Raw genomic sequence first — 17,380 nt, forward strand, 5'->3', positions numbered from 1 at the left:
ATCTCTTCCTCGTTCGCCCCTATAGCTCAGTCGGTAGAGCGTCTCCATGGTAAGGAGAAGGTCTGCGGTTCGATTCCGCATGGGGGCTCTGGTGAAAGGCCCTCCGCTCCGGCGGGAGGTCGCTCATCAAAGCGGTGTAGCTCAGTTGGTAGAGCAAGCGGCTCATAATCGCTGTGTCACCGGTTCAAGTCCGGTCACCGCTACCCCGCGTAGTCGATCGGGGGGTCATCCTCCCGATCGGCTACACTTGTCTGTGTTCTTATTCGTTGTCCCAGGAAGGCACTCCCGTGGCTGCCACCGACGTCCGCCCGAAGATCACGCTGGCCTGCGTGGAGTGCAAGGAGCGGAACTACATCACCAAGAAGAACCGGCGCAACGACCCGGACCGTCTTGAGATGAAGAAGCACTGCCCGCGTTGCAACGCCCACACGGCGCACCGCGAGACCCGCTGACTTTGCCTCGACTCCAGGCCGCTCCCCCTCGTGGGGCGCGGCCTGGAGTCATTTCTGCATGTCTGCATGACGGTTGATCAGAGGAGTTGCCCATGCCGCTCGACCCCTCCTTCATCGGGCGGACCTACCCGCCCACCGCGCCGTACGAGGTCGGCCGGGAGAAGATCCGCGAGTTCGCCGTCGCCGTCGGCGACGCCAATCCCGCGTACACCGACCCGGAGGCCGCCAAGGCGTTCGGCCACCCGGACGTGATCGCGCCGCCGACCTTCCCGTTCGTCATCACCTACGCCGCCGCCGCGCAGGTCGTCACCGACCCGGAACTCGGCCTGGACTACAGCCGGGTGGTGCACGGCGACCAGAAGTTCGCGTACACCCGCCCGGTGCGGGCCGGTGACCGGCTGACCGTCACCGTGACGATCGACTCGATCAAGTCGCTGGCCGGCAACGACGTGCTCTCGGTGCGCGGCGAGGTCAACGACGAGTCCGGCGAGCACGTGGTGACGTCGGTCATGACCCTGGTCGCTCGTGCGGCCGACGAGGCGGGGGAGTGAACCCGATGACGATCAGCTTCGACGAGGTCGAGGTCGGCACCGAGCTGCCGGCGCAGTCCTTCCCGGTGACGCGCGCCACGCTGGTGCAGTACGCGGGCGCCTCTGGCGACTTCAACCCGATCCACTGGAACGAGAAGTTCGCGCTGGAGGTCGGCCTGCCGGACGTCATCGCGCACGGCATGTTCACCATGGCCGAGGCGGTCCGCGTCGTCACCGACTGGGTCGGCGACCCGGCCGCGGTGGTCGAGTACGGCGTGCGGTTCACCAAGCCGGTGCCGGTGCCGAACGACGGCGTCGGCGCGGTGATCGAGGTGTCCGGCAAGGTCGCGGCGCTGCTGGACGGCCGCCGGGTGCGCGTCGACCTGCTGGCGACCAGCGGCGGCCAGAAGGTGCTCGGCATGTCCCGAGCCGTGGTGCAGCTGGGCTGAGAAGGTGTCGGAGGGGCGGGCCTGCCGGGCGGCGGGCCCGCCCTTCGTCGTTCGCCGCCGCGGGAGTCCGGGCCGAGGGCCGTCGCCCGGCGGCCGTTTCCCCTGCCGGTCCGCGGGCATGGCGTCCTCGATCCCCCTCCGTGCGGTGGTCGGCGCACGGCCGCGGGGTCGCCGCGGCGCGCTGACGTGACCATAGCCAGGCGCCGGAGCGGCCTGCAAGGTGTCGTTGAACTCTGGACCATGCCGGCGGCGCCGGCCGCCCGGGCCGCCGCCGCCCGCCGACCGGACGCGGCAAGGCGCGTGCGTATTCGAAGCACGAGTCGGACGGCGCATCAATTTTCTTTTTTCGGGACGAGTTTCGACGGGATATTCCGTCCGGTCAGTACATTTCTTCGGCGTTGCAACCGCGTTGATTTACGCGGAGTTGGTTGCATGCGCGAATGTCACTCGCGTACGGTCCTGACCCGGGACGCGGCGGAACTGCCCGCTGTGCGCCCACCGTCACCGCTCACCCACTGAACGATCGTCCGCCGTACCGGAGTTGTCGCAGGCCGCGGCCTGTCCGGCGCCGGTCGCGGCCGGTCGAACCATCGTGTGAAGAGCCCGGATTCCGTGTCTGCCGCGCGCTGCGAGCGCGTGATTCGGGCTGCCTTCCCGCAGTCTCGGCTTTGCCGCCGATTTACCTGCGGGTGGCTATCGGAAATGTTCCGACCGGACGAAATCACCGTACCCTGGGGAAGGATCGACCGTGCCTGTCGTGACCGCCGTTGAGGCCCAGCAGTGGCTGATCGAGAAGATCGCCCACTGGCTCTCAGTGCCCTCGGAGGACGTTCCGCCGGAGACGTACTTCGACGAGCTCGACCTCGACTCGACCGAGGCGCTCATCCTCGCCGGGGAGATGGAGAACTGGCTCGGCTTCGAACTCGGGACCACCACCCTCTGGTACCACCCGAGCATCAAGGACCTGGCCGAGTACATCGCGGAGGAGTCCGCCGCACGCGCCGGGGAGAACCATGCGGCCTCGGCGTGACGCCGGCCCCGCCGTCGTCCACCGGCTTGCCGAGGCCGGCGACGGCCTCGGCACGGTCTTCCTCGTCCACCCCGGCGCACTCGCCGCCGGCGTCCACCGCACCCTCGCCGAAGCCCTGCCGCCCGGCACCGGACTGACCGTCCTCGACCTGTCCGGGCACCCCGCCTACTGGGAGGCCGCACTCACCGGCGGTCGCGCCGACACCACCGTCGAGGAGCTCGCCGACCGCATCGGCGATGAACTCGACGCCCTCGACGGCGGCGGGCCGCGGACCCTGGCCGGCTGGTCCTTCGGCGGTGTGGTCGCCCAGGCCCTGGTCGAACGGATGCCGGCCGGGCGCCGGCCCGACCGGCTCGTCCTGCTCGACAGCATCGCGCCCACCCCCGAGTACCAGCAGCCCGACGACGCCCTCGAACCGCCGCTGCTGCTCGGCTGGTTCGCCATGTACCTGGGCGCCAAGCGCGGCCGACCGGTCGACGTCGACCCGCAACTGCTCGCCGGCGGCGGCACCGAGGACGGCCTGCGCCACGTCCTCGCCGCCGCCGCGGCCGGCGGCGCCCTGCCCGCCGACACCGCACCGGCCGGCCTGCGCAAGCTCTACGACACCTACGTGGACGGGCTGTTGCGCAACAACCGGCTCACCGCCCCCTACACCGCCCGGCCCTCCTCCGTCCCGCTGGTGCTCGTCACCGCCGAACGCAGCCTGCTGCCCGGCGACCGCACCCTCGGCTGGGGGCCGCTCGCCCCACACGGGCTGGAGGTCCACCGCAGCCCCGGCGACCACTACACCATGCTCAGCCGGCCGGACGCCGCCGCCGTGATCGCGCGCCTGGTCCGCCCCGCCGCCCCCGCGCGGCTCGCACCCGCAACGAAGGTCTGACGCAGGCCCGTCCGTACGGGCCCGGCCGCCCGCAAGCCCAGGCCGGCGCCCGGCCCTCCGAGTTCGAGAGAGCCCTGCCGTGAACACCTCGAAGCCCACCAGCCCCCTGCCCGACGCGGAACTCGGCCGCCGGCTCGCGGACGAGCCGATCGCCATCGTCGGCCTCTCCGCGCTCTTCCCCAAGTCCCGCGACCTGCGGGAGTTCTGGGGCAACGTGATGTCCGCCGCCGACTGCATCGAGGACGTGCCGAGCACCCACTGGGACGTCTCCGAGCACTACGACCCGGACCCGTCCGCGCCCGACAAGACGTACGCCAGACGGGGCGGCTTCATGCCCACCGTCCCGTTCAACCCGATGGAGTTCGGGCTGCCGCCGACCACCCTGGAGGTCACCGACGTCCTCCAGCTGCTCAGCCTCGTCGTCGCCCGCGACGTGCTGCGCGACGCCGGCGCCGACCGCCCCTGGTACCGGCCCGACCGCACCGGCGTGGTGCTCGGCGTCACCGGCGCCAACCAGCTCACCCAGCCGCTCTCCGCCCGGCTGCAGACCCCCGTGCTCAAGGAGGTCGTCCGCAGCTGCGGCCTCAGCGAGCGTGACGCCGAGGAGATCGCCGAGAAGTTCAAGCTCGCCTTCGCCCCCTGGGAGGAGAACTCCTTCCCCGGCATGCTCGGCAACGTCGTCGCCGGCCGGATCGCCAACCGGCTCGACCTCGGCGGCACCAACATGACCATCGACGCCGCCTGCGCCAGCTCGCTCGCCGCCACCAAGGCCGCCGTCAGCGAACTGCTGGAGCACCGCGCCGACACGATGATCGCCGGCGGCTGCGACGCCGAGAACACGATCTTCATGTACCTCTGCTTCAGCAAGACCCCCGCCTTCTCCAAGGCCGGCCGGATCCGCCCCTTCGACAAGGACGCCGACGGCACCCTGATCGGCGAGGGCATCGGCATGTTCGCGCTGCGCCGCCTCGCCGACGCCGAACGCGACGGCAACGAGGTCTACGCCGTCATCCGCGGCATCGGCTCCTCCAGCGACGGCCGCTTCAAGTCCATCTACGCCCCGCGCAAGGAGGGCCAGATGGTCGCCCTGCGCCGCGCGTACGAGGACGCCCGCTGCACCCCCGACAGCGTCGAGCTCTTCGAGGCGCACGGCACCGGCACCGCCGTCGGCGACGCCACCGAGCTCTCCGCCCTCGCCGCCGTCGTCGCCGACGCCACCGGGGAGCGGCAGTACGCCGCGGTCGGCAGCGTGAAGTCCCAGATCGGCCACACCAAGGCCGCCGCCGGCGCCGCCGGCATGATCAAGCTGGCGCTCGCCCTGCACCACAAGGTGCTCCCGCCCACCATCAACGTCGACGAGCCCAACCCCGCGATCGACTTCACCGCCGGCCCGTTCTACGTCAACACCGAGAGCCGGCCCTGGATCAAGGACCCGCGGCGCACCGACCGCCGCGCCGCCATCTCCTCCTTCGGCTTCGGCGGCACCAACTTCCACTTCGTGCTCCAGGAGCACGGCGACGGCGAGGACCTCAAGGTGATGTTCCCCGTCGCCCGGGTCTACCTCTGGCACGCCGCCGACCCGGCCGCCCTCGGCGCGCAGCTCGCCGACGGCGCCCCCGCCGCCGAGGGCCCCGCCCCCGCCGACCACGCCCGGCTCGCCCTCGCCGCCCGCGACGACACCGAACTCGCCGAGCTGCGCGCCCTCGCCGCCGCCGAGCTGCGCGCCAAGCCCGACGCCGCCGACTGGGCCCACCCCCGCGGACTCTGGTACCGCCGCCGCGCCGCCGACCACGGCAAGGTCGGCGCCCTCTACGCCGGCCAGGGCAGCCAGTACGTCAACCCCGGCCACCGCGCCGTCCTCGCCCTGCCGCCGCTGCGCGCCGCCTTCGACCGCGCCAACCGCGAGTTCGACGGCGCCGAACTGCTCTCCCGGGTGGCCTTCCCGCCGCCCGCCTTCTCCACCGCGGCCCGCACCGCCCAGGAGGAGTCGCTGCGCCGCACCGCGTACGCGCAGCCCGCGATCGGCGCGCTCGCCGCCGGCCAGTACCGCTACCTCGGCGAACTCGGCTTCGCCGCGGACGGCCACCTCGGCCACAGCTTCGGCGAGCTGACCGCCCTCTGGGCGGCCGGCGCCCTCACCGACGACGCCTACTTCGCCCTCGCCCGGGCCCGCGGCGCCGCCATGGCCCCGCCCACCGACCCCGGCTTCGACGCCGGCGCGATGGCCGCCGTCAGCGCCCCCGAGGCGAAGGTCGCCGAACTGCTCGCCGACCACCCCGAACTGGTGGTGTGCAACCGCAACGCCGCCGACCAGATCGTCGTCGGCGGCCCGACCGCCGCGGTGGAACGGCTGGTCGCCTCGGCGGCCGGAGCCGGGCTGCGGATCTCCCGGCTGCCGGTCTCCGCCGCCTTCCACACCCCCTTCGTCGGCCACGCCGTCGAGGCCTTCCACGCCGCCGTCGACCGGGTGGAGGTCCGCCCGCCGCTGCGGCCCGTGTACGCCAACACCCCCGGCGGCCGCTACGGCGACGACCCCGCGGCCAACGCCGCCCTGCTCGCCGAACAGCTGATCAACCCGGTGCACTTCGCCGACCGGGTCGAGGAGATGTACGCGGCCGGATTCCGCACCTTCGTCGAGTTCGGCCCCAAGGGCGTCCTCACCCAGCTGGTCGCCCGCATCCTCGGCGACCGCCCGCACCACGCCGTCCGGCTGGACGGCGGACCGGGCGCCGACGCCGACCTCGCCCTCAAGCGGGCCGTCGCCCAACTCGCCGTCCTCGGAATCCCGTTGTCCGTCGCCGACCGTTACGCCGCGGCCGCGCCGGAGGCACTCCCGAGCAAGGGCATGACGGTGCCGCTGAACGGCATCAACCACGTCTCGGACGCCCGCAAGGCCGCCTACCGCGAGGCCCTGGAGAACGGCTACCGGGTCACCCCGGCGGCCGTACCGGCGGTGCCCGCGCCGGTCGTGGAGCCCGTGGCCCCCGCTCCGGCGGCGGTTGCCCCGCCCGCACCCGCACCGGTCCCCGTGCCGCCGCCCGCCGCCGTACCGCCGGAGCCCGCACCCGTCCCCCTCCCCGCGAGGAACGCCGTCCAGGAGAACGCACCCGTGGACCACGACCACGCCGCCGCCGCGGCACCCGACCGACTGCCCGAGCTGATCGCCGACCACCTCGCACTCCACGACGACTACCTCAACGGCCAGCTGCAGAGCGCCCAGCGGCTCGCCGGACTGCTGGAGAACGCCGCCGGGCAGGGCCGGGTCGACGAGGTGCTCGCCGGCGTCACCGCCGTCAAGGAGCACGGCCTCGCCATCGGCCGCACCCACCTGCGGGCCAACGAGATCCTCCGCGACCTCGCCGCCCTGGAGCTCGGCGGTGCACCGGCCGCGCCCGCCCAGCCGCAGGCTGCCGCCGCGGCGCCGCCGGTGGCCGTCCCCGCACTGCCGGCCGCCGCCCCGGTCGCCGAGTTCGTGCCGGTGGCCGCCGAGCCGCTGCCCGCCGCCGAAGCCCAGGTCGCACCGGCCCTGCCGCCGGCCCCGGTTCCGGCTCCCGCGCCCGCACCGGTGGCGCCGGCGGCTCCGGCACCGTCGGTGAGTGCCTCCGAGGTGTCGGCCGCGCTGTTGGAGGTGGTGGCGCAGAAGACCGGGTACCCGGCGGAGATGCTCGAACTGGGCATGGACGTGGAGGCGGATCTGGGGATCGACTCGATCAAGCGGGTCGAGATCCTGGGTGTGCTCTCGGAGCGGTTCCCGAGTGAGGTGCCGGTGGGTCCGGAGCAGTTGGGTGAGCTGCGGACGCTGGGCCAGATCGTGGACTTCATGGTGGGGGTCGCGGGTGCGGCGCCTGCTGCTGCGGCCCCGGCTGCTGCTGCCGCTCCGGCTTTCGGTGCCTTCGAGGTGTCGGCCGCGTTGCTGGAGGTGGTGGCGCAGAAGACCGGGTATCCGGCGGAGATGCTCGAACTGGGCATGGACGTGGAGGCGGATCTGGGGATCGACTCGATCAAGCGGGTCGAGATCCTGGGTGTGCTCTCGGAGCGGTTCCCGAGCGAGGTGGCCGTCGGCCCCGAGCAGCTCGGCGAACTGCGCACCCTCGGCCAGATCGTGGACTTCATGACCGGTGCGATCGGCGCCACCGAGGCGCCCGCCGCGCCCGAGGCGTCCACGGTTCCCGCGCCCCGTCCGGAGCCCGCCGCGCCCGCCGGCGCGATAGGCCGGGCGCAGGCCGCGCTCCTCGAACTCCCCTCCCCGGACGTGCTGGTGGACGCCTACCCGCAGGGCGCCGCGGCGCTGCTCGTGGACGACGGCGGAGACCTGGTGCCGCTGGTCGCCGAGCGGCTGCTGGCGCAGGGCCGGCCCGTCCGGGTGCTGCGGCTGCCGTCCGTCGCCCGCCGGATCGACGGCGTCGAGGACCACGCGCTCTCCGGCTGGGGCCCGACCGAACTCGCCGAGCGCACCGAGCAGGTGCTGGAGGGACCGGTCGCGCTCGCAGTGGTCTTCGACACCCGCCGGGACACCGAGTGGGCGGACGGCGTCCGCCGGCTCTCGCACGGGCTGCTGGTCGCCAAGCACCTGGTGGAGCCGCTGGCCCGGGCCGCCTCGGCCGGCCGGGCGGGCTTCGTCACGGTGACCCGGCTGGACGGGGCCTTCGGCCTCACCGGTGTCGCCGAGGACCTCGTCCCCGCGGGCGGCTACGGCGGCCTGGTGAAGACGCTGGCGGTGGAGGCGCCCGAGGTCTTCTGCCGGGCCGTGGACCTGGCGCCCGGTGTCGCCGACCGCGCGGCCGCGGAACTGCTGCTCGCGGAGGTCTCCGACGCCTCGGCCGAGCCGGTGCAGGTGGGCCTGGACGGCCGCCGCCGGGTCGCCCTGACGCTCGCGGAGCGGCCCACCGGCCTGGCCGCCGACCCCGGCTCCGCGACCGCTGCCGAGGTCGGCCCGGACGACCTGCTGGTGGTCACCGGCGGCGGACGCGGCATCACCGCCCGCTGCGTGGCCGACCTGGCCCGCGCCCACCGTCCCGGCCTGCTGCTGCTCGGCCGGACCGAACTCGGCGAGGAGCCGGACTGGGCGGCCGGGGTGACCGGCGCGGCCGAGCTGAAGGCCGCTGCTGTCGCCCGGCTCAAGGCCGAGGGGGAGAAGCCCACCCCGAAGCGGGTGGAGCAGTTGTACCGGGCGGTGGTCGGCGAGCGGGAGGTCCGCGAGACCCTTGCCGAGCTGAAGGCCGCCGGCTCCGAGGCCGAGTACCTGGCGGTGGACATCACCGACGCCGCCGCGACCGCCGCCGCGCTGGCGCCGTACGCGGGCCGGGTCACCGGTCTGGTGCACGGCGCCGGGGTGCTGGCCGACCAGCTGATCGTCAACAAGCGGGCCTCCGAGGTCGAGCGGGTCTTCGCGCCGAAGCTCGGCGGGCTGCGCGCGGTGGTGGAGGCGCTGCCGGCCGACCGGCTGCGGCACGTGGTGCTGTTCTCGTCGGTTGCCGGGTTCTTCGGCAACCAGGGACAGTCGGACTACGCGATGGCGAACGAGGTGCTCAACGCCTGGGCCTCGTCGTTCCGGCGGCGGCACCCCGCGGCCCGGGTCAGCTCGCTCAACTGGGGCGCCTGGGACAGCGGGATGGTCTCGCCGCAGATCAAGGCGGTGTTCCAGGAGCGCGGCATCACGCTGATCCCGGTGGAGACCGGAACGGCGCTGTTCACCGGCCAGTTCGCGGCCGGGCGGGCCGAGGACACCGTCACCGTGCTCGGCCCGACCACCCCGCTGTCGGTGCGCGAGCCGGCCGTGACCGCCGCCGCGGTGGTGCTGGAGCGCCCGGCGGCCGCGCTGGCCGCCGAGCCGATCGTCGCCGACCACGTGATCGGCGGGGTGCCGGTGCTGCCCGCGGCGCTCGCCCTCGGCTGGGCGGTCGGCGCGGTGGAGCGGCTCAGCGGCGGAACCGTCCGCCAGGTGCGGGACTTCGCGGTGCACAAGGGCGTCCTCTTCGACGAGGCGCTGCCGGAGCGGCTCCAGCTGGCGGCCACCCCGGCGGGCGACCGGGCCAGCACCGAGGTGGTGATCCGCTCGGTCGCCGCGGACGGCACCGTCCGCCCGCACTACGCGGCGACGGTGGTGCTCGGCAACGACCCGGCGACGGAGCTCAACCACCCGACCCTGGCCGGGCTGCCGGCCGCGGGCGGCGGACGCGACGCCGGCGGGTTCTACGCCGACGGCACGCTCTTCCACGGCGCCGCCCTGCAGGGCGTCCGCCGGGTGCTGGCCGAGGACGAGTCCCGGCTGGTGCTGGAGTGCGCGCTGCCCGAACCGGCCGCGGCCGCAGGGGCGTTCGCCGGCTCGCTGTACCGGCCCGGCACGACCGACCTGCTGCTGCAGGCGGGCCTGGTCTGGATGCGGCTGTTCCGCGCCACGGCGAGCCTGCCGCTCTCGGTGGCCCGCGTCGAGCTGCACCGGGCGCCGGCCGACGGCGAGACCTTCCTCGCCGTGGTCGAACCCGCCTCGGTGAACGGCACCTCGGCGAGCCTGACGGTCACCGCCGTCGGCCACGGCGGACGCGTCCTCGCCCGGCTGAGCGGGGTCAGCCTCGTGTCGACCCCGCAGCTGGCCGCGAAGTTCGCCCGCAGCTGACGCACCCGACCCGGCAGGTCCGGCCGGCCGCACCCCAGCAGGCCGGCCGGACCGCCGCACGGACCGGAGGGACCACCGCTTCCATGAGCACGTACGCCATCGTCGGCCTGTCCTGCCTGTTCCCCGGCGCCGAGACGCCGGACCGGTTCTGGCAGAACCTCGTCAGCGGGACGGACAGCCGGGCCGAGGGCGGCCCGGAGGTCTTCGGACCGCCCGCCGACCCCCGCGACCTCGACCCGCAGCACCGCATCACCTGCACCCGCGGCGGCTTCGTCCGCGGCTTCGCCTTCGACCCGACCGGCTACCGGATCGCCGCCGAGCGCCTCGCCGGCCTCGACCGGGTCTTCCACTGGTCGCTGCACACCGCCCGCGAGGCGCTGCGCACCGGCGGCCACCTCGACCGCCCCGAGCTGCTCGCCCGGACGGGTTTGGTGCTCGGCAACTACTCGTTCCCGACGCCCGGTTCGGCCGACCTCAGCCTGCCGCTGGTCGAGCAGGCCGTCCGCACCGGCCTGCGCCGGGCCGGCCTCGACCTGCCCGGCCGCCCCGACACCGCCCCGCGCCGCGACCCCGCCGACGCCCGGGTCAGCGGCGCGCCCGCCCGGATCGTCGGCGCCGCCCTCGGCCTCGGCGGCCCCCGCTACGCCCTTGACGCGGCCTGCTCCTCCGCGCTGTACGCGCTGAAGCTGGCCTGCGACCACCTCGCCACCGGCCAGGCCGACCTGGTGCTCGCCGGCGGCGTCTGCGCCCCCGACCCGACCCTGATCCACCTCTGCTTCTCCGACCTGCACGCCTACCCCGAGAACGGGTTCAGCCAGCCCTTCGACGCCCGTTCGGCCGGCATCCTCACCGGCCAGGGCGCCGGCATGGTCGCCGTCCGGCGGCTGGAGGACGCGCTGCGCGAGGGCGACCGGATCCACGCCGTCGTCGACGGCATCGGCCTGTCCAACGACGGCGGCGGCCGCCACCTGCTGGTGCCGGACGAGGCCGGCCAGCACCGCGCCTACGAGCTGGCCTACCGGGCCGCGGGCGTCTCGCCCGCCGAGGTCGACTACCTGGAGTGCCACGCCACCGGCACCCCGATCGGCGACACCACCGAGGCCGCCTCGGTCGCCGGGTTCTTCGGCGCGCACGGCGAACTGCCGCTGCTCGGCTCGGTGAAGGGCAACATCGGCCACCTGCTGACCGTCGCCGGCCTGAGCAGCCTGCTCAAGGTGGTGCTCGCCATGGAGCACGGCCACCTGCCGCCGACCGTCGGCGTCACCGAGCCGGTGCCGGGGCCCGGCGGGGCGGCCGCCACCGCCCTGGTCCGCACCGGACGGGACTGGCCCGCCGCCCCCGGCACCCGCCGGGCCGCCGTCTCCGCCTTCGGCTTCGGCGGCACCAACGCGCACGTGGTGCTCTCCGACGCCGTCCCGGCGCAGGCCGCGACCGCCCCGGCGACCGCGCTGCCCACCGCCCTGCCCACGCCCGACATCGTCGGCCTCGGCGCGCACTTCGGCGCCTTCGAATCGGCCACCGCCTTCGAGCGGGCCGTGCACGACGGGCTGGACTCCTTCCGCCCGCTGCCCGAACGCCGCTGGCGCGGACTGGAGGAGAGCACCGACGGCGCCCTCGCCGAGGCCGGGGTCGGCCCCGGCACCCCGCCGGTCGGCGCCTTCGTCGACACCGTCGGCCTCGACCCGGTCGACCACCGGATCCCGCCCGCCGACCTGCGCAACTACAACCTGCAGCACGCGCTGATGTCCAAGGTCGCCGACGAGGCGCTCACCGACGCCGGGTACAGCCGCACAGCCGCCCCCGGCACCTCCGCACCCGAGGCCCGGCGGATCGCCGTCGTCGTCGCGATGGAGATCGAGCCCTCCGCCCACCTGCACCTGGCCCGCCACCGGATCGCCGCGTACCTGCGCGAGCTGCTCGCCGGCACCGACCTGACGGACGGACAGCGCGAGCGGCTCACCGCGATCGCCCGCGACGGCGTGCACGAGCCGATCGTCGCCAACGAGGTGCTCAGCTACATCGGCAACATCATGGCCAGCCGGATCTCCTCGCTGTGGAACCTCACCGGCCCGTCCTTCACCGTCTCCGCCGAGGGCGCCGGCACCGCGCAGGCCCTGGACACCGCCCGGCTGCTGCTGCTCGACGACAGCGTGGAGGCCGTCCTGGTCGGCGCCGTCGACCTCGCCGGCTCGCCCGAGAACCTGGTGCAGCGGACCGCCGCCCACGGCGCTCCCACCACCGGCCCCGGCCTCGCCTTCGGCGCGGACACCGGCGGCTGGCGGATCGGCGAGGGCGCCGGAGCGGTCGTCCTCACCCGCCCCGGGGAGGGCCGCCGCCCCGCCTACGCCCGGCTGGACGCCGTCGCCGTCCGGCACGCCGCCCCCGTCGACGGCGCGCTGCCCGAGGCCGACGCCGGCGCGCTCGCCGAGGCCGCCGCCCTGGCCCATGAAGCCGCCGGGATCACCGCCGCCGACATCGGCTACCTGGAGGCCCACGCGGCAGGAACCGCCGCCGAGGACGCCGCGGAACTCGCCGCGCTGGCCGCCGTCCACCCCGCCGGCACCCCCGGCCCGGCGCTCGGCAGCGCCCGCGCCCACATCGGCGACGCCCGGGGCGCCGCCGCGATGGCCGGTCTGCTGCGGGCCGTCCTCGCCGTCCACCACGGCTACCTGCCGGGCGTCCCCGGCTGGCAGCGGCCCGCCCCCGCACTCGCGGACCGGCTCGCCGCCACCGGCTGCCACCTCGCCGACACCTCCCGCCCCTGGCTGCGCACCGAGCGGACCGGACGGCGGCACGCCGCCGTCTCGTTCATCGCCGAGGGCGGTGCGCACGGCCGGCTGGTGGTCTCGGCGGCGGCCACCAGCGGCGCCGTCGAGGAGCGGGCCTGGCAGCGGGCCGGCGGCCCGGTGCTGCTCGCCCTCGCCGCGGACGACCCGGCCGGAATGCTGGCCGCCGTCGAACGCCACCGCGGCCTGCTCGCCGACGGCGCCGACCCGTACGCGCTCGCCCGGGCCGCCGCCGAGGCCCTGCCCGTCGGCACCCCGCGGGTCGTGCTGGTCGGCCGGGACGCCGAGGAACTCGGCCGCCAGCTCGCCGCGGCCGCCAAGGACCTGCCCGGCGCCTGGGAGCGCGGCGAGGAGTGGGCGACCCCGGCCGGCAGCTGCTTCACCCCGCGCCCGATCGGCCCGGACGGCAAGGTCGCGCTGGTCTACCCCGGCGCGGTCACCTCCTACCCGGGGCTCGGCCGGGACCTCTTCCGGGCCTTCCCCGGTCTGCTGGAGCGCTTCGAGGCCGAGGTCGAGCGGCCCGACGACACCTTCCGCGCCGCCCGGCTGCACCCGCGCACCCGGATCAACCCCGGCCGTCGCGAACTCATGGCCCTGGAGGCCGAGCTGGGGGACGACCTGCCGTTCATGCTGGCCACCGGCACCACCTTCGCGATCCTGTACACCGACCTGGTGCGGGACCTGCTGGGCGTCCGGGCGCACGGCGCCTTCGGCTACAGCCTCGGCGAGTCCAGCATGCTGTTCGCCACCGGCGGCTGGCAGCGCGGCGCCCGCCGCGACGACCGGATCAGCGCCACGCCGATCTTCCGGCACCGGCTGAACGGGCGGCGCACCGCCGTCCGCGAGCAGTGGGGCCTGGCCGACTCCGTGCCCGACTCCGCGGTCTGGGCCGGCCACGTGCTGCTGGCCGACGCGGAGCGCGTCCGCGCCGCGCTCGCCCGCTACGACCGGGTGTTCCTCACCCACGTCAACACCCCCGGCGAGCTGGTGATCGCCGGCGACCCGGCGCAGTGCCGGGCGCTGATCGAGGAGTTGGGCTGCCCCGCGGCCAGGTCCCCCGTCAACGGGGTGATGCACTGCCCGGTCGTCGACCCCGACCTGGACGGTCTCGCCGGGCTCAACGACCACCCGATGGGCTCCGCCGGCGGCCTGGAACTGCTCAGCGCCTACGACTACGGGCCCGTCCCGGCCCTGGACAGCGCGGAGACGGCCCGCCGGATCGCGCAGACGCTGCGCTCCACGATCGACTTCCCGCGGCTGGTGCGGGCCGCGCACGACCGCGGCTTCCGCTACTTCGTCGAGGTCGGCCCGGGCGCCACCTGCACCCGCTGGGTGCGCGAGACGCTCGGCGACACCCCGCACGTCGCGGTCTCCGTGGACCGGCGCGGCGTGCCGACCGCCCGCACCGTCGCGCAGCTGGCCGCCCGGCTGGTCGCGCACGGCGTACCGCTCGACCTCGTCGGCCTGCTCGGGCCCGCGCCGGCGGTGCCCGCCCGGCGCCGGGTGCTCTTCCCGGTCGGCGGCGGCGCGTCCGTCCCCACCGGGATCGCCGCCCCGGCCGCGGAACTGCTGGCCGAGACCGTTGCGACCCCCGTACCCGCCGCCGCGCCGGAGCCCCTGCTCGCCGCGGTCGCCGCCGTTCCCGCCCCGTCCGCCGCCCGTGCGGCGGGCGGCGGAGACCCCCGCCCTTCGTCGCCGGCAGCGCCGTCTGGCCCGCCCGGACCGTCCCCCCTCTCGCCGGAGGAGCAGATGCCCGCCGACCCGACCCTCGCCGACCCCGAGGTCATCGCCTTCGACGGCGAGCCGATCTCCTTCCTGCCGTGGAGCGAGCCGGCCGCCGAGGTCGCGCCCGCGCCACCGGCCCCCGCCGCACCGCCGGCGACCGCACTGCCGGCGACCGCACCGGCAGCGACCGCCCCAGCCGCGGAGAGCGGCAGCTACGGCGCCCAGGACCTCGTCCGCGAACTGCGCGACCAGCTGATGGCCACCCACTCGGTGGTGATGGAGACCCAGCGCGTCCTGCAGGACAGCACCCTGGCCCGCACCGAGGCGCTGCTCGAAGCCCCGCCCGCCGACCCCGCGCCGCTGCCGGAGCCCGAGCGGCAGGCCATCGAGCTCGCCCCGCGGCTCGAACTGCCGCCCGTCCCGGCTGCGCCCGTCCAGGCGGTGCCGGTGCCGGCCGTGCTGGAGCCGACCGCGGTCGTCCCGGCCGGGGAGCCCGGCGTCATCTGGGACGAGGACGACCTGCTCGCCTTCGCCACCGGCCGGGTCGCCGACGTCTTCGGCCCCGCCTTCGCCGAGATCGACGGCTACGCCAAGCGCGTCCGGCTGCCCGCCCCGCCGTACCACTTCGTCACCCGGGTCACCGAGCTGCGCGCCGAGACCGGCGTCTACCAGCCGTCCTTCATCCGCACCGAGTACGACGTACCGAAGGACGCCTGGTACGCCGTCGACGGCGGGGTGCCGCCGGCGGTCGCCATCGAGGCCGGCCAGTGCGACCTGCTGCTGATCAGCTACCTCGGCATCGACTTCCGCAACAGGGGCGAGCGGGTCTACCGGCTGCTCGACTCCACCCTGGTCTTCCACGGCGACCTGCCGCGGGCCGGGCAGACCCTGCGCTACGACATCTCGATCAACCGGTTCGTCACCCAGGGCGACACCACGCTCTTCTTCTTCAGCTACCTCTGCTACGCCGACGGCGAGCTGATCCTCGAACTCAAGGACGCCTCCGCCGGGTTCTTCAGCCAGGCCGAACTCGACACCCCGCTCGGCGTGGTCGTCACCGCCAAGGAGAAGGCCGCCCGCGCCGCCCTGACCAAGGCGTGGTTCAAGCCGCTCGCCCGCACCGGGAAGGACCACCTCACCGCCGCCGACCTCGAACTGCTCGCCCAGGGCCGCCCCGGCGAGGTCTTCGGCCCCGAACACGCCCAGGACGAGGGCCTCAACCCGGCGCTGCGCCTGCCCGACGCGCGGCTGCGGATGATCGACGAGCTGCGGATCGACCGCACCGGCGGCCCGCGCGGCCTCGGAGCCCTCACCGCCACCAAGCAACTGCAGCCCGACGCCTGGTACTTCGAGTGCCACTTCCCCGACGACCCGGTGCTGGCCGGCTCGATGGTCGCCGAGGGCGCCGTCCAGGCCCTGCAGACCTACCTGCTGCACCAGGGCATGCACCTGGTGCTGCCGGACGCCCGCTTCCAGACCGTCGTCGGCCTGCAGACCGAGGTGCAGGTCCGCGGCCAGATCACCCCGCAGCACCGGGAGATCCGCTACGAGATCGAGGTCATGGAGCTCACCCTGCTCCCGCGGCCCTCGGTGATCGCCGACGTCCTGGTGTACCTGGGCGACAAGCCGGTCATCCGGATGCGCAACTTCGGCATCCAGATCCGCGAGAAGGAGGGCACCCCGTACCGGCCGGAGACCGGCGGCGTGCCGGCCTTCCTCGGCCGGCGCAACCGCTCCGGCGAACCCGCGATGATCAACGAGCTGCACCTGGCGCACGCCGCCAAGGGCGACCTCGGCACCGCGATGGGCCCCGAGTTCGACGTGTACCGCAGCAGCCGCGCGCCGTACATCCCCAACGGGGACTTCCAGTTCGTCGACCGGATCATGCAGCTCAAGGGCGTCCGCGGCGACCTCGGCCCGGGCTCGGAGATGGTCACCGAGTACGACTCCCCGGCCGACGCCTGGTACTACGCGCAGAACGCGCACCCGCACATGCCGAACTGCGTCCACATGGAGACCTCGCTGCAGGCCGCCATCCTGCTCGGCTACTACCTCGGCGCCACCCTCAAGCAGCCGGAGACCGAGTACGCCATCCGCAACCTGGACGGGCGGGCCACCCTGGTCAAGGACCTCGACCTGCGCGGCAGGACCGTCCGGCACCACTCCAAGCTGCTGATGACCAGCGCCGTCCAGGGCGCCGTGCTGCAGAAGTTCAGCTACGAGCTCTCCGCCGACGGCGAGGTCTTCTACACCGGCGAGTCCCTCTTCGGGTACTTCAGCGACGCCGCCCTCGCCAACCAGGCCGGCCTGGACGCCGGACAGTACGCCGCCCCCTGGATCGAGCAGGAGAAGCCCGCCGCCGACCGCGTCCGGCGGATCGAACTCCCCGACGACGCGCCCGCGTTCACCGACCCGGCGGGCGGCCTGCTGCACCTGCCCGGCGGCCACTTCCACCTCGTCGACCGGGTCGACCTGGTCCGCGACGGCGGCCGGCACGGCAAGGGCTACCTGCACGGCCACCGCGCGGTGCGCCCCGACGAGTGGTACTTCGACTGCCACTTCCACCGCGACCCGGTGATGCCCGGCTCGCTCGGCGTCGAGGCTGTGCTGCAGGCCCTGCGGCTGTACGTGCTGGAGGAGGGCCTCGCCGAGGGCATCGAGCGGCCGTACTTCGCCCTCGCCACCGACGTCGAACTCGGCTGGAAGTACCGCGGCCAGATCCTCCGCCACGACGAGGAGCTCCGCTTCGACGTGCACGTCCGCGAGGTCCGCCGCGAGGACGGCCGGCTCGTGGTGGTCGCCGACGCCGACCTGTGGAAGCCCGGACTGCGGATCTACGAGCTCACCGGCGTGGCCGTCGAGGTCCGGTCCCAGTCGGCCACCCCCTGACCGCCCGCCCGAGGAGACGGAAG

7 protein-coding genes and 2 tRNA genes are annotated in these 17,380 nt (G+C 74.7%); all 9 read left to right on the forward strand.

The genetic code is table 11. The features are described from left to right. Nucleotides 1-15: 15 nt before the first annotated feature. Nucleotides 16-88: transfer RNA gene (locus ABD353_RS00525), tRNA-Thr, on the forward strand. Nucleotides 89-130: 42 nt separating this feature from the next. Beyond that, nucleotides 131-203: transfer RNA gene (locus ABD353_RS00530), tRNA-Met, on the forward strand. An 84-nt stretch (nt 204-287) separates the two neighbouring features. Then, complete coding sequence (rpmG, locus tag ABD353_RS00535; RefSeq protein ID WP_004571794.1) at nt 288-452, forward strand: 50S ribosomal protein L33; 165 nt, start codon at nt 288-290, stop codon at nt 450-452. A gap of 92 nt (nt 453-544) precedes the next feature. Then, nucleotides 545-1,003 (forward strand): FAS1-like dehydratase domain-containing protein, encoded by a 459-nt coding sequence (locus ABD353_RS00540; RefSeq protein ID WP_344621427.1) that lies wholly within the window; start codon nt 545-547, stop codon nt 1,001-1,003. 5 nt (nt 1,004-1,008) lie between these two features. Further along, on the forward strand, nt 1,009-1,431 hold the full coding sequence (locus ABD353_RS00545; protein ID WP_344621428.1) for a MaoC family dehydratase: 423 nt from the start codon (nt 1,009-1,011) through the stop codon (nt 1,429-1,431). Nucleotides 1,432-2,188: 757 nt separating this feature from the next. After that, on the forward strand, nt 2,189-2,461 hold the full coding sequence (locus ABD353_RS00550) for an acyl carrier protein (RefSeq protein WP_344621429.1): 273 nt from the start codon (nt 2,189-2,191) through the stop codon (nt 2,459-2,461). Further along, nucleotides 2,445-3,341, forward strand: coding sequence for an alpha/beta fold hydrolase (locus tag ABD353_RS00555; RefSeq protein WP_344621430.1), 897 nt, complete (start codon nt 2,445-2,447; stop codon nt 3,339-3,341). Before ABD353_RS00550 ends, ABD353_RS00555 begins: the two co-directional genes overlap by 17 nt. A 79-nt stretch (nt 3,342-3,420) precedes the next feature. Further along, nucleotides 3,421-9,957: an SDR family NAD(P)-dependent oxidoreductase gene (locus ABD353_RS00560; protein WP_344621431.1), complete on the forward strand. Its 6,537-nt coding sequence runs from the start codon at nt 3,421-3,423 to the stop codon at nt 9,955-9,957. A gap of 83 nt (nt 9,958-10,040) precedes the next feature. Then, nucleotides 10,041-17,357 (forward strand): beta-ketoacyl synthase N-terminal-like domain-containing protein, encoded by a 7,317-nt coding sequence (locus ABD353_RS00565; protein WP_344621432.1) that lies wholly within the window; start codon nt 10,041-10,043, stop codon nt 17,355-17,357. Nucleotides 17,358-17,380: the final 23 nt, after the last annotated feature.

This window comes from Kitasatospora arboriphila, from assembly GCF_039528095.1.
GTDB lineage: Bacteria > Actinomycetota > Actinomycetes > Streptomycetales > Streptomycetaceae > Kitasatospora > Kitasatospora arboriphila.